The sequence below is a fragment of the Pseudoalteromonas byunsanensis genome (assembly GCF_001854475.1).
In the GTDB taxonomy this organism is placed as follows: Bacteria; Pseudomonadota; Gammaproteobacteria; order Enterobacterales; family Alteromonadaceae; genus Pseudoalteromonas; species Pseudoalteromonas byunsanensis.
This window is the reverse complement of sequence record NZ_MNAN01000030.1, coordinates 133,520-146,779: the sequence shown is the minus strand read 5'-3', so window position 1 is coordinate 146,779 and position 13,260 is coordinate 133,520. Positions and strand designations below refer to the sequence as shown.

The window sequence follows — 13,260 nt, the reverse complement described above, 5'->3', positions numbered from 1 at the left end:
GCCTTGTATTTCACGTTAGCTAACTTTGCTTGCGAACGCAAAATTTATCTGTCGCGGGACTTTTAATAATCTATAACTATCTGGATTTACATTAAAAAGAGGTATTTTTGCGAGTTTTGGCATTATTAGTGTTAAACCCAGCCAACATTTCTACTATAATAGCGACCCTAAATATCGTTCAATCCCTAACCCCGGATGAAAATACCTATGTTGATCCTACGTGGTGCGCCTGCACTGTCTGATTTTAGAGTTCAAAAAGTCCTTAAAAACTGCGCGGATGCAAACTTACCTGTATCAGGTGTGTATGCCGAATTTATGCATTTTGTTGATTTAACCGCTGAGCTTAGCGAGAGTGAACTGGTTAAGTTAAACAAGTTATTGAAATATGGTCCTACTATTGCGGAACACGAGCCGCAAGGGCAGTTGATTTTAGTCACTCCTCGTCCAGGCACGATTTCTCCTTGGGCATCAAAAGCGACCGATATCGCAAACAACTGTGGTTTGAGTCAGGTTCACCGTGTTGAGCGTGGTATTGCTTATTACGTTGAGGGTGAGCTGAGCGCTGAGCAATTGGCACAAGTTGCTGCGTTATTACATGACCGCATGACAGAAGCCACGCATAGTCAGTTAGAAGATGCTGCTTTACTATTTAAAGTAGACGAGCCTCGCCCAATGTCTTCGGTTGATATTCTAGGTGGTGGTCGCGAAGCACTTGTGAGTGCCAACATTGAACAGGGCTTTGCATTAGCTGAAGACGAAATCGACTATCTAGTAGAGAACTTCCAAAAGTTAGGGCGTAATCCGAACGACATCGAATTATTTATGTTTGCACAAGCAAACTCAGAACATTGTCGTCACAAAATCTTTAACGCAGATTGGACCATTGATGGACAGCAGCAACCTAAGTCGTTGTTCAAAATGATCAAAAATACCTACGAAACGCACCCTGAAAATGTACTGTCTGCCTATAAAGATAACGCAGCGGTAATGAAAGGCTCGAAGGCGGGTCGTTTCTTCCCAAATCAAGACGGTGAATATGCGTATCATCAGGAAAATATTGAAATTCTGATGAAGGTTGAAACACACAACCACCCAACTGCAATTGCACCATTCTCAGGCGCATCAACGGGCTCAGGTGGTGAAATTCGCGATGAAGGCGCAACAGGTCGCGGCTCTAAACCAAAAGCAGGCTTAGTTGGCTTTACCGTATCAAACTTGCGCATTCCAGGTTTCGAACAACCGTGGGAAAGCGACTTTGGTAAGCCGGGTCGTATCGTAAATGCATTGAATATTATGACCGAAGGCCCACTAGGTGGCGCGGCGTTTAACAACGAATTTGGTCGTCCAAACTTGCTTGGTTACTTCCGTACATACGAAGAAAAAGTAAATAGCCACAACGGTGAAGAAGTGCGTGGCTATCACAAGCCAATTATGTTGGCAGGTGGTCTTGGTAACATCCGTAGTGAACATGTTCAAAAAGGTGAGATCCCAGTCGGTGCAAAATTAGTTGCGCTAGGTGGTCCTGCGATGAACATCGGTCTTGGCGGTGGTGCAGCCTCTTCAATGACATCAGGTCAATCTAATGAAGATTTAGACTTTGCATCCGTTCAGCGTGAAAACCCTGAAATGGAGCGTCGCTGTCAGGAAGTGATCGACAAATGTTGGCAACTTGGTGATGCAAACCCAATCGCTTTCATTCACGATGTAGGAGCGGGTGGGTTATCTAACGCGTTCCCTGAGTTAGTTGATGACGGCGGTCGTGGTGGTAAGTTCCAGTTACGTAACATTCCAAATGATGAGCCGGGCATGGCACCACACGAGATCTGGTGTAACGAATCTCAAGAGCGTTATGTGCTAGCCGTTGCTGCTGAAGATTTTGAGCGTTTTGAAGCGATTTGTAAGCGTGAGCGTGCACAATATGCGGTAATTGGCGAAGCGACGCAAGAGCGTCATTTAACGGTTGCTGATAGCCACTTTGATAACAACCCTGTGGACTTACCACTGGATGTACTGCTAGGTAAAGCACCAAAAATGCACCGTGATGTGACATCACAAAAAGTACAAGGTAGCGCTTTAGATACACAAGGTATAGATGTATCAGAAGCGGCAAAGCGTTTATTACGCTTACCAGCTATCGCAGAAAAGACTTTCCTGATCACTATAGGTGACAGAACAGTAACCGGTTTAGTCGCGCGTGACCAAATGGTTGGCCCTTGGCAGGTGCCGGTTGCAAACTGTGCGGTTACCGCAGCAGCGTTTGACACCTACCATGGTGAAGCTATGTCAATGGGTGAGCGTACGCCTGCTGCATTACTTAACTATGGTGCTTCAGCGCGTCTAGCAGTGGCTGAGTCATTGACTAACATTGCTGGTACCAATATTGGTGGCTTAGAGAATATCAAGCTGTCAGCTAACTGGATGGCGGCCGCAGGCCACCCTGGTGAAGATGCAGGTCTTTATGAAGCGGTTAAAGCGGTAGGTGAAGAGCTGTGTCCTGCGCTTGGTTTGACAATTCCAGTGGGCAAAGACTCAATGTCGATGAAAACCACTTGGCAAGAAAACGGCGAAGAGAAATCGGTAACGGCACCTCTATCGTTGATCATCACAGCGTTTGGTCGTGTAGAAGATATTCGCAAAACGGTAACACCACAGCTTCGCACTGATAAAGGCGATACATCGCTTATCTTGGTTGACTTAGGTGCCGGCCAAAACCGTATGGGTGCTTCAAGCCTTGCTCAGGTTTATAAGCAACTAGGTGATAAAACCCCTGATGTAGATAGCCCAGAATTACTTAAAGGTTTCTACAATGCGATGCAAAGCCTTGTAGCTGATGAAAAGCTATTGGCTTATCACGACCGCTCAGACGGTGGTTTATTCACAACCGTTGCTGAAATGGCGTTTGCTGGGCGCACCGGTGTGACGGTAGACCTTGATGCGCTATCAGGTAGTGACATTGAAGTGTTGTATAACGAAGAACTGGGTGCGGTTATTCAGGTTCGCAATGAAGACCTAAGCGCTGTAAACGCAGTATTAGAGCAACATGGTTTAGCTGCTATCAGCCACCAGATTGGTACGTTAAACAACGATGACAGTATCGTATTTAACCGTGCGGGTAACGCGGTATTAAACAATACGCGCACTGAATTGCGCACCATCTGGGCAGAAACCACTTACCAGATGCAGGCACTACGTGATAACCCTGAGTGTGCAAAACAAGAATTTGATGCCAAGTTTGATGCCAAAGACCCAGGTTTAAATGTAAAACTGAGCTTTGATATCAACGAAGATATTGCTGCGCCTTACATCGCAACGGGCGCTAAGCCTAAAATGGCTATTTTGCGTGAGCAGGGCGTTAACTCTCACCTTGAAATGGCGGCGGCATTTAACCGTGCAGGATTTGCAGCGGTTGATGTACACATGAGCGACATCCTAGAAGGGCGTTTAACGCTTGAGCAGTTTAAAGGCTTAGTGGCTTGTGGTGGTTTCTCATACGGTGACGTATTGGGTGCCGGTGAAGGTTGGGCTAAGTCTATCTTATTCAACGACATGGCTCGTGAGCAGTTCAAGAACTTCTTCGAGCGCCAAGACACTTTCAGCTTAGGTGTGTGTAATGGCTGTCAGATGATGTCGACACTTAAAGAACTTATTCCAGGCACTGAACATTGGCCACGTTTTGTAACCAATAAATCTGAACGCTTTGAAGCGCGCTTCAGCTTGGTTGAAGTACAAAACAGCCCATCGGTATTCTTCGATGGTATGGCGGGCTCTCGTATGCCAATCGCTGTATCTCACGGTGAAGGCCATGCTGAGTTTGCCAATACAGGTGCGCTACAAACTGCGCTTGACTCGGGCACAGTTGCGGTACAGTTTGTGGATAACTATGGTAATCCAACCACACAGTATCCAAATAACCCAAATGGTTCACCACAGGGGATTGCGGGTATTACTTCAACGGATGGTCGTGCAACGGTGATGATGCCACACCCAGAGCGTGTATTCCGCGCGGTGGCTAACTCTTGGCATCCAGATGAGTGGAAAGAAGATAGCCCATGGATGCGTATGTTCCGTAACGCACGTAAAAACGTGGGTTAATCGCTAATCAGTACAAAGTAATAAAGCGGCCGCTGAGTATGATACTCAGCGGCTTTTTTGTTTAATACGCTAATGAATAATAAGAGCTAAAAAGATGAAAATAATCCGCGCAAAAGAATTTAAAGCGCAGCGCGCCTGGGGCGCATTGGATATTGCCAATATGAATGGCATTACCACCCGTTTACATTGGACGGATGAGCCCTACAAATGGCACATTAATGATGGTGAAGAAGTGTTTGTGGTGTTAGATGGCTGTGTTGAGATGCGCTACAAAGAGCAAGGCCTAGAAAAATCCACGCTACTCAATGTGGGGGATATTTTCTATGCAAGCGTAGGGACTGAGCATGTGGCCCACCCGCAAGGTGAAGCGCGTATTCTAGTGATTGAAGTAGAGGGCAGTGTTTAGTTAAACGTTACCTTAAATTTGCAAAGCGGGTTAACAGCGGTTAATCCGTTTGCGAGTCTTAACAGTGTCGATGTTGAAATAAAGCTAATCAAAGGCAGGGCACCCATTGCGTAAATCTGTTACACGTCGGATGGCGCTTCGCTTGCCGACCTACCGCGCTAATCCTACCAGATTGTTGAATGGCCCCTTTGGACTCTCCAACCTATGTTTACATCGAAGTAGGTCGGATAAGTGGCGAAGCCACGCCATCCGACATAAGGTCGCACACCACCTTGGTCACTAAAACCAACGCATAGTAAAAATGCCATGCGTTGCGAATCCCTCTTAAACAGTTTGTTAGAAGGCAATCACGTAAAACTTAGTATCTACTGACATCACAGGAAATGATTCTGGAAGACTATTTTTATAAACCTCTGAAAAGCCATTTTTCTCATAAAATCTGTGTGCCGCTAAAAACTCTGTCGTTGTACCCAAGTAAATAGATTCTGTGAGGTTTAAGCTAGCCCAATCAAGAGCAGTTCCTAATGGTAACGACGAAACACCATGCTCCTTACTTCTAAAATCTGGGTGGACAAATATCTTTCGTAGTGCAGACATATTACCGCCATTCAACGTAAAGATTACAGGGGCGGGTGGCGCTTTGATTATCCATTTTTATACATGCAAAAAAAGGGCAAGTCCTTGCGGACTTGCCCTTTTTTGACCGAGAAAGAGCTTAGATAGCTACAATATTCTCAGCTTGCGGACCTTTTTGGCCCTTAGTTAGGGTGAACTCAACTTTTTGGCCTTCCGCTAAGGTTTTGAAACCCGAGCTTGCAATAGCGCTAAAGTGGGCAAAGACATCTGCGCCAGATTCTTGCTCAATAAAACCAAAGCCTTTTGCTTCGTTGAACCACTTTACTGTTCCATTAACTGTGTTAGACATAATAATAACCTGAAATTTAAATATAAGATTGCCTTCAAGAGGCTTGAATAGCGTGAAAATTGACTGGAATCTAGAAACTTCAGGACGAGGAATTACGAATAAAACAACGAGATGGAGAGTATAAATAAAAGACTTTCTTTCGAGCTGCGAGGATAATATATATTTTATGTGGAAATGTAAAGGTATTTATCGGGTGCACGCTTAAAGACATAACAATTTAATAGTGCGCAACTGCGCATTTTCTTGAATATGGAGGAAAGCTTATAGTTCAGAAGTTAAAAAATAAGGGTTTACAGAACACCAACGCCCGTTCCTCGCTCTCACCTGCCTCTCACACAAACTCAATCACCACCTTTTAACATCAGCAATAGACAATACAACTTAAGCTCTTATTAAAGTGAGTAGTCAAGGGCGGTTATATTAAACGCGCCCATTAGCTGTTTAGTAAGCTCCTTCGCTATAAATTAGCTCGTAACTGTGGCTGTAAATCTCCAAAATATTACCGAATGGGTCTTCCATATAAATCATGCGATATGGCTTTTTGCCCGGATAGTAATAGCGAGGTTGCGCCATACGCTTTTTGCCACCTGCTGCTACGATGCGCTCTGCCAGTGCTTCTACATTTGGGTCTTGCACGCAAAAGTGAAAGATACCGGTTTGCCAATATTCAAAGTTGTTCTCTGGGTTGCGTTGATTGTTAAACTGAAATAGCTCAACCCCTATTCTGTCTCCGGTTGATAAGTGAGCGATGCGAAAGCTTTGCCAACCTGCACCGAATACATCGGTACACATTTGCCCAATTGCACTGTTATCTTCGCTGATCTCAGTGGGCTTCATGATGAGATACCAGCCCAAAACTTGGGTATAAAACTCAACGGCTTTGTCTAGGTCCGGCACCGAGATACCAATATGAGAAAAATTACGTGGATAAGTGTTGTTCATAAATTACGCTCCTAAATAATGTATGAACGCAGGTTACAAATGATATATGATTAAGTAAAATTATTATAAATTATTAAATTGAGTATGTTTTGTAATGATAAATGTAACTTGGTTAAACACCTTTTGCACCTTGGTCGAAGTTGGGCACTTTACCCAAACCGCACAGCAACTGTTTATGACACAGTCGGGAGTCAGCCAGCATATTCGCAAGTTAGAAGTACAGCTTGAGGTAACGCTGCTGATTAGAGAGGGTAAGCAGTTTTCTTTGTCAGACGCGGGCCAGCGGCTATATGAGCAGGGTAAGATCTTGTTGCTTTCGATGGCAAATATTGAGCATGACATCACACAGGATGACCCGTATGAAGGTGTGGTAAAGGTAATGTCACCCGGAAGTGTAGGCTTAAAGTTATATCCCAAACTGTTGGCCTTACAAGCTCGTTATCCACGACTGAGCATTGATTTTCGGTTTGCCCCCAATAACGATATTCAGCAGGCGCTAAGTGAGTCAAAAATAGACATTGGCGTTATGAGCTTTAAGCCTACAGTGCCCGAAGTACGCGGTGAATTGGTCGCCAGCGAGCCGCTTTTGCTGGTAACCCCCGCCGACATGAAGTCGGTTTCGTGGCAAGCACTCTCGGAGTTGGGGTTTATCGACCATCCAGATGGGGCACATCATGCCGATTTATTGCTCAGTGCTAATTTTCAGCAATTCCAGCATAGCGATTTACTTTTAAAGCGGGGATTTTCTAATCAAATTGGGCTTATATTAGAGCCGGTAAGTAGAGGCTTGGGTTTTACAGTTCTGCCCGCCTATGCTGTGGAGGCATTTCGAGAGCAAAATGCCATTAAAGCGCATCACTTAAGCGTTGCGGTGAGTGAGCCCATTTATGTCTGCACACACAGTAAAAAAAGGCTGCCGAGCCGCGCACAAACCGCACTCAATGAAGCGCTCAAGTGGCTTAATGCTTGACGTAGTGATTATTCAAGCCCTTTTGTATCGTAATATAGCGGCTTGAGAGAGCCACAGTTGACGAATTTCAGTGTTAGCTCATTGTGTGGAGGTACTCGCTTAGAGGTACGAAACTTCTTCATACAAGCGCTGGTGAGATCCACATAGATCAGGTGATTGAAACTCGGGGATTGCTGAATTTTATGGATATAAATACTGCCATCTTCAGATATGGGGATAGCATCGTATTCTTGCCACTGCGACGAGGGGGTTAAATCCGAGAGCACCCGTGAATAAAGCTTTTTATTGAACACGATGGGGAAGTTTTTATGCATTTGCATACCCCCTTCGGCAAAATGGCCGCTATATACATCGGCTTTTACTTCTAGCTCTTCACCGCGCATCAGGCGTTCTATATTGAATTTCTGAGGTTTAATGGTGATCAAGTCTGAGTCTCTTACCAAACTTAGAAACGCCACTCCCGGGTTTTCAATTCTATAAACCACCTGCACGTTATTGGGAAATTGATAGCGAGGTAGGTTTACCGCATAGATGCCAGAACCTTCATTGAGTAACACCATAGGGTGTTCCCCGTAGAAGGCAGGGTTTAATGGTGGTGGCTCTTGTTTTTCTTTACCAGCATGTGCACAAAAAGTCACTAAAGAAAGTAAGGTGGTTAATATTGTTTTATTCATTGTCATAGCAAGGATTTATTTTAGCCCCACAGGCTGCTTTATATTAGAAAATGCACCTTCCGGCGCTTAAGTATTACGCTAGTATAAAGCATTATTTCGTCGCCTGCTTGAGTATGTAATATAGTATTCCTGATGTTTTCTGGGCTACAACTTATTACAATTAGTTTGTCACAGTGGCGGCATTTTCCTTTATTATTAGCACATGATATTAATGATGTATGGATTGCAAGTGTATGATTATTAGGCGCTTAAAGTGGCTGTTAGTGGTGATGTGTGGTCTGCTTTTAAGCCTTTACATAGCAAGGCAGCCGTTGAGCACAAAGCTTGCTAATCATTATTTGCATTCACACAACTTGCAGGTGAGCTGTTTAGACTGGTCATTCAACAGCTGGCGTTCAATCCATATTGAATCATTGTGTTTAACCGCAGAGACTTTTTCCGTGACGTTGCAAGATGCTTATGTAGATAAGTCAGCAATTTACATTACGCAACTCAACACTCGTTTGCATGATACAAAAGGCTCAGATCCGCAACCTGTGGTGTTCCAGCCACTATCTCTGGCACTGCCAAACAGGCCGTTACTTCACATCGAAAAGATCAATGTTGAGCAATCCTCACTGCTACCTCAATTCAGTGCATCATTAACTGAAAATAAGCTATATGACTTTTCACTCTCAGGTGATGTGATAGCAGATGTGAATGTTAACTCCAGTGAAGTTCAAGTAAGAGTTGATTTAGAAAGCCCGTTACTGCAAGAGTTATTGCCTAGCTTAGTCACATCTTTAACGGGTAGTGCCGGCATTGTTTTTACGGGCGAGCGCGCAGCGATAAAGGCACAGCAGCAACTGGCAGCGAATATACCTTATCAATCCTGTCAGCTGCCTTTGCAAAGTGCAGGAGAAATACAGCTTGATATTGCGTTAAATACTCAAAAAGTTGTGGCCGATGCGTCTGACTTAACCACTACTTTGACGCCTGTAGGGTGCGAAACACTGTTACCACAGAGTGACAAAGTGCAGCTCAACCCTTTGATTATGCAGCCATGGGGGTTAACTTTCCCAACGGTTATTAATTTTCATAACGGGCTAATCGAAGCACTAGAGATGTCTGTACACAGTCACGATCAACTCAGCGTGTTGACGCTACGAGAGGTTCAGGCGCAAGTACAGCACACGACGCAGCTCAAAAGTGAGTTGAGCTTCGCACACAAGAGTGCACAGTTAGGAGATATCACACTTGAAGGCACATTGGGCTACAACAATAGCGAGCTATATTGGGATACTAGCCTGGCATACCAAAGTGAGCGCATACCTTTAGTTGAGTTTGAGCATCGACATGGTCAGCTCAATGGCGACATCAAACTCGTTATGGGCCCAGTTATAAAAACCTTATCGTTCGTGGCTAACGGTAATGTACACAGCGTGTCGCTTCCTCATGTAGAGATAAAAGAGGGGCAGTTAGACATTGAAGGTGTAGTTGATTTTTCTGATGTACTAAGTGGCGATGCAAAAGCTAAGGTAACGGTGCCTGAGCTTAAATTTGCCGATGGTCACAGTATACATAATCAACTAGACGTTAACGCTAAATTGGGGGTCAATCAGCAATTGACACTCGACTCTAGATTATTTGTAGAGAAGTTTAATCACAGTAATGCGCAACTTAACGGGATAACGTCGCAGTTCACAGTCAGTACCGATTTAGAGCGTGGTGAAATTTTTTCTGAGCTTTCTGGGCAGACAACTTTGGCACAGCTACAGTTACCTGATCTTGTAATAAATGACGTCAGCATTGACAGTAAGGTTCTGCAAAGTCGTGGTGGCGCGTTTGAACATTATATCCATGCTGCGGGTATTGAGGGCGTTTTAAAGCATCAGTATTCTCCACAAGAGCACCCATATCAGTTAGTGCTCAGTGCCAAGCCTGTGACTAAGTTGCAACCAGTGTTAGCGCAATTAATGCCCAAACTACAGCTGGCTGAGGGGGATGTAAGTGTGACAGCCCGTGGCGATTTAAATCTACAAACCGCTGATTTTAGTGTGCAACTTGAAGATGTATCTGTTTTATATGACACGCATTATATTGATGATATTGATACGCAAATTAACGGGCAATTCAGTTCAGGTAAGATTAATATAGCCGGTTCTAAGGTGGCTGTAGGGCAAGTACGCTCAGGTGTGGTGCTCTCTAATCTGTCCGCACAGTTGCAGGTTATAGATAATGAGGCGCAGTTACAGGATTTAAATGCGCAAGTGTTTGATGGTCAAATCCACTTACCTTTGCTCAAGTTATCAGCGGCTCCTCAGCAATTGCAACTCAACGCTCAATCACTTGATTTGGCATTAATCGCACAAGCTGGACGAGATGCAGGTATTGAGCTTAACGGTCGGGTATCAGGAATATTTCCGGTAACTATCGACAATGCAAAAGTGAGCATTGAACAAGGTAAATTGTTCAATGCGGGGATTGGAAAACTCAAGGTTGCACAAAATGCGTCAATTGAAGCGCTCAAAGCGCAGCAGCCGAGCCTAAAGTCGGTAATTGGGGTTTTGGATGACTTAACAATAGACACGCTTAGCAGCGATGTGGCATTGACCTCGGATGGCTGGTTGACATTGGCGGTACAGATTAATGGGGAGAACAAAGCACAGGCACAGCCTGTGAACTTTAATTACACACACCAAGAGAACATATTTACGCTTTTTAGGGCGTTGCGACTGAGCGACGAGATCACCCAAAAAGTAGAAGACGCTTTAACTAAACAGGAGCAAAGCCCATGAAATGGACCCTAATACTGATGAGCTTTTTGTGTCTTAGCGCTTGTACGCATAAAGTACAGGTTGAGACCAAAGAGCCAATCACAATCAATTTGAACGTCAAAGTGGATCATGAGATCCGAGTTAAAGTTGACAAAGAATTGGACAATTTATTCAGCGATGACAGTGAGTTATTCTAAGGGAGAGAAACATGAAAGCGAACAAAATATTAGTGACAATTGCCGCGCTTGGTATGGCATTTTCGGCTTGGGCACTGACGCTAGACAGCGCTAAGGATCAAGGTCTGGTCGGTGAAACTGCAAGTGGATATTTAGCAGCTGTAAGTAACGGCGCTCAGGTGCAAGAGCTTATCGATGATATAAACGCTAAACGTAAAACCAAGTATCAGCAACTGGCAAAGAAAAACGGTATTAGTTTGTCTCAGGTAGAGGCACTTGCGGGTAAAAAAGCCATAGAAAAGACAGCCAAAGGACACTATGTTAAAGTCAACGGTCGTTGGCTGAAAAAGTAACGACTCACTAACGGGGCGTTCATCATTGCCCCGTTATCAAGCATCAATTTATCGAACTGATAACGCCACGGGTTATTTCTTATAGCAGTTTTTCAGTAGCTGCTGCCAAAAGGCCTCACCTTTTCGTCTGGCCAGACGGATATTGTGTTCGGGAATACTCTCAGGCTCATCGTAACTTTCTAATGCCTCGGCCATGCTTTGTTCACGAATTAAATGCAGTGTCGGATAGGGCGCTCTATTTGTGTAGTTCGCTGCATCATCTTCATCACTGTCGGCAAATACATACTCTGGGTGAAAGTTTGCAATTTGATATGTGCCTTCATAGCCTTGCACGGCGAGCATCGCGTTGGCCAAATCGACTAAATCTAAAAAGTCGGCAAATTCCCCAAAGCCTTCCGTAAAGATGAGTAGGGAGGTTTCTTTGTCAGTGTTGTTGTCCAAAGTTGCACATTCATCCAGCATTTCCATCACCGCATCGTCATGAGTGATAGAGGTTGAAACGCGGTAATGGATGGCGTTTTGTTCCACTTCTTGGCGTGCAAACGGGCAAAAGTTATATTTCACAATCACTGAGCTGACCCAATTTTGCATGATTTTCTGTGGGCTTAAAGAAGGTGTTGTCATGGTGTATTTCGCTCTAGTTAAGTTGTGAGTTCAACAAGTTTAAGGTTTTGTCCACAGCGCCTTGGTTTTGCTTGAGACACTGTAGCGCCTGCTGACCTTGCTTTTGACGTTGCGGCTCATCAGTTAACAGCGTACAAACTGTCAGCGCTAATTGTGTGTGATCAGCGACAGTGGTTGCCCCTTGCAACGTTAATAACTCTGGGTAAATATGCGCAAAGTTATAAGTATGAGGGCCATTTAACACGGGAACGGCGAATGCAGCGGCTTCAAGTGGATTATGTCCCCCTCGCTCTATTAAACTTCCACCGATATAGGCAATATCAGCGCAACCGAATAACATCTTAAGTTCGCCCAGTGTATCAGCAAGCAGTACCTGACTTTGGCTGTCAAATGCTTGGCTGCGGCGACAGTAACGTAGTCCTGATTTAGCGAGTAGGATATCAACCTTATCAAACTGTTCAGGATGACGAGGAGCAATGATGAGCAAGGCGTTGGGATGAGTTTGTAGCACACTTTGATGTGCCGCTAACACTTGCTCATGTTCACCAGGATGAGTTGAACCGGCTACCCAAATAAGGCGGTCATTAAACTCGGTTTTAAGCTGTTGGGCTGCGGTAATATCGGATTCATTGAGCTGAATATCAAATTTGATAGACCCAGTTACTGTGACCTTCTCTTGCGAGAGTCCAAGTGAGATAAATCGCTGCGCGTCTTGTTCATTGTGACTTGCGAGCGCATCGATATGCTCCATGATCCAACGACTTATGTTTGAAAATCTCTGGTAGCCCCGAAAAGACTTCTCTGAAAGTCGAGCATTGACGATGCACACCTTACAGTTTGCTTGTTTGGCATGTGTGAATAAGTTTGGCCACAGCTCTGTTTCCAATACAACCAGTAGTTTGGGTTGTACATGCTTGATAAACCGTTTACTGGCAAAGTAGAAATCTATCGGTAAGTAGCATGTTGCGACATCAGAGCCAAAACTTTGCCAAATTTGTGCGCGTCCCGTTGGGGTGTTGCATGTTACTAATACCGATTCGTTTGGGTGAGTTTGTATAAATCTTTTTATCAGTGGCGTAGCCGCTAGGACTTCGCCAACAGAGGCACAATGAAACACCACTGATTGCTTTACTTGTTGAGTACAGTAAAAGCCTAAACGTTCTGCAAAGTGCAGTTTGTAGGCAGCATTTTTCTTACCACGAACAACATATAAATACAGTAAAATAATAGGACTCAATAACGTCAGTGAGAGGGAGTAAAGTAATCGGGTCATAGCACCTTGGCAGCGATTGAAAACGCTATTTTAGCCTGTTCGTCGAATATAGTGAAATACTATAACAAA

Annotated in this window: 12 protein-coding genes; 6 read left to right on the top strand and 6 right to left on the bottom strand. The window is 44.4% G+C overall.

From position 1 onward, the window contains the following. The first annotated feature begins 207 nt into the window (after positions 1-207). Both purL and BIW53_RS10220 read left to right on the top strand, forming a co-directional pair. Positions 208-4,092: a phosphoribosylformylglycinamidine synthase gene (gene purL, locus BIW53_RS10225; RefSeq protein WP_070991779.1), complete on the top strand. Its 3,885-nt coding sequence runs from the start codon at positions 208-210 to the stop codon at positions 4,090-4,092. Between the two features lie 94 nt (positions 4,093-4,186). Continuing rightward, positions 4,187-4,498 (top strand): cupin domain-containing protein, encoded by a 312-nt coding sequence (locus BIW53_RS10220; RefSeq protein ID WP_070991778.1) that lies wholly within the window; start codon positions 4,187-4,189, stop codon positions 4,496-4,498. Positions 4,499-4,834: 336 nt separating this feature from the next. On the opposite strand, the gene BIW53_RS10215 is transcribed toward BIW53_RS10220, so the two are convergent. The 3 genes from BIW53_RS10215 to BIW53_RS10205 form a co-directional block, all read right to left on the bottom strand. Then, the gene (locus tag BIW53_RS10215) at positions 4,835-5,095 is read right to left on the bottom strand and encodes a GNAT family N-acetyltransferase (protein ID WP_070991777.1); all 261 of its coding nucleotides are present in this window, start codon (positions 5,093-5,095) and stop codon (positions 4,835-4,837) included. A 118-nt stretch (positions 5,096-5,213) separates the two neighbouring features. Continuing rightward, on the bottom strand, positions 5,214-5,423 hold the full coding sequence (locus BIW53_RS10210) for a cold-shock protein (RefSeq protein WP_070991776.1): 210 nt from the start codon (positions 5,421-5,423) through the stop codon (positions 5,214-5,216). Between the two features lie 441 nt (positions 5,424-5,864). Then, positions 5,865-6,365, bottom strand: a complete 501-nt coding sequence (locus BIW53_RS10205; protein WP_070991775.1) for a lactoylglutathione lyase family protein — start codon at positions 6,363-6,365, stop codon at positions 5,865-5,867. A gap of 94 nt (positions 6,366-6,459) precedes the next feature. On the opposite strand from BIW53_RS10205, the gene BIW53_RS10200 reads away from it, so the two are divergent. Then, a complete protein-coding gene (locus BIW53_RS10200) occupies positions 6,460-7,335 on the top strand; it encodes a LysR family transcriptional regulator (protein ID WP_070991774.1) in 876 nt (291 codons plus the stop codon). 8 nt (positions 7,336-7,343) lie between these two features. Here the strand turns inward: BIW53_RS10200 and BIW53_RS10195 are convergent, their stop codons facing one another. Beyond that, entirely contained in the window at positions 7,344-8,009 is a 666-nt protein-coding gene (locus tag BIW53_RS10195; RefSeq protein ID WP_070991773.1) for a hypothetical protein, read from the bottom strand. Between the two features lie 233 nt (positions 8,010-8,242). Here BIW53_RS10195 and BIW53_RS10190 point away from each other — a divergent pair, with 233 nt between their 5' ends. Genes BIW53_RS10190 through BIW53_RS10180 form a run of 3 tightly spaced genes read left to right on the top strand, consistent with a single transcriptional unit; the run spans position 8,243 to position 11,294 of the window. Beyond that, complete coding sequence (locus BIW53_RS10190) at positions 8,243-10,786, top strand: intermembrane phospholipid transport YdbH family protein (protein WP_070991772.1); 2,544 nt, start codon at positions 8,243-8,245, stop codon at positions 10,784-10,786. Beyond that, positions 10,783-10,962 (top strand): YnbE family lipoprotein, encoded by a 180-nt coding sequence (locus tag BIW53_RS10185; protein ID WP_070991771.1) that lies wholly within the window; start codon positions 10,783-10,785, stop codon positions 10,960-10,962. Before BIW53_RS10190 ends, BIW53_RS10185 begins: the two co-directional genes overlap by 4 nt. 11 nt (positions 10,963-10,973) lie before the next feature. Continuing rightward, positions 10,974-11,294: a YdbL family probable chaperone protein gene (locus BIW53_RS10180; RefSeq protein WP_070991770.1), complete on the top strand. Its 321-nt coding sequence runs from the start codon at positions 10,974-10,976 to the stop codon at positions 11,292-11,294. A gap of 72 nt (positions 11,295-11,366) precedes the next feature. Here the strand turns inward: BIW53_RS10180 and BIW53_RS10175 are convergent, their stop codons facing one another. Beyond that, on the bottom strand, positions 11,367-11,918 hold the full coding sequence (locus BIW53_RS10175) for a DUF1415 domain-containing protein (protein WP_070991769.1): 552 nt from the start codon (positions 11,916-11,918) through the stop codon (positions 11,367-11,369). 13 nt (positions 11,919-11,931) lie between these two features. Beyond that, entirely contained in the window at positions 11,932-13,191 is a 1,260-nt protein-coding gene (gene waaA / locus BIW53_RS10170; protein WP_070991768.1) for a lipid IV(A) 3-deoxy-D-manno-octulosonic acid transferase, read from the bottom strand. Between the last annotated feature and the right edge of the window lie 69 nt (positions 13,192-13,260).

Excerpts from the sequence above, each read along its gene's own strand:
- BIW53_RS10215 (WP_070991777.1), bottom strand. The coding sequence starts at position 5,095 with ATGTCTGCACTACGAAAGATATTTGTCCACCCAGATTTTAGAAGTAAG.
- BIW53_RS10220 (WP_070991778.1), top strand. The coding sequence starts at position 4,187 with ATGAAAATAATCCGCGCAAAAGAATTTAAAGCGCAGCGCGCCTGGGGC.
- BIW53_RS10180 (WP_070991770.1), top strand. The coding sequence starts at position 10,974 with ATGAAAGCGAACAAAATATTAGTGACAATTGCCGCGCTTGGTATGGCA.
- BIW53_RS10195 (WP_070991773.1), bottom strand. The coding sequence starts at position 8,009 with ATGAATAAAACAATATTAACCACCTTACTTTCTTTAGTGACTTTTTGT.
- BIW53_RS10210 (WP_070991776.1), bottom strand. The coding sequence starts at position 5,423 with ATGTCTAACACAGTTAATGGAACAGTAAAGTGGTTCAACGAAGCAAAA.
- purL (WP_070991779.1), top strand. The coding sequence starts at position 208 with ATGTTGATCCTACGTGGTGCGCCTGCACTGTCTGATTTTAGAGTTCAA.
- BIW53_RS10200 (WP_070991774.1), top strand. The coding sequence starts at position 6,460 with ATGATAAATGTAACTTGGTTAAACACCTTTTGCACCTTGGTCGAAGTT.
- BIW53_RS10205 (WP_070991775.1), bottom strand. The coding sequence starts at position 6,365 with ATGAACAACACTTATCCACGTAATTTTTCTCATATTGGTATCTCGGTG.
- BIW53_RS10185 (WP_070991771.1), top strand. The coding sequence starts at position 10,783 with ATGAAATGGACCCTAATACTGATGAGCTTTTTGTGTCTTAGCGCTTGT.
- waaA (WP_070991768.1), bottom strand. The coding sequence starts at position 13,191 with ATGACCCGATTACTTTACTCCCTCTCACTGACGTTATTGAGTCCTATT.
- BIW53_RS10175 (WP_070991769.1), bottom strand. The coding sequence starts at position 11,918 with ATGACAACACCTTCTTTAAGCCCACAGAAAATCATGCAAAATTGGGTC.
- BIW53_RS10190 (WP_070991772.1), top strand. The coding sequence starts at position 8,243 with ATGATTATTAGGCGCTTAAAGTGGCTGTTAGTGGTGATGTGTGGTCTG.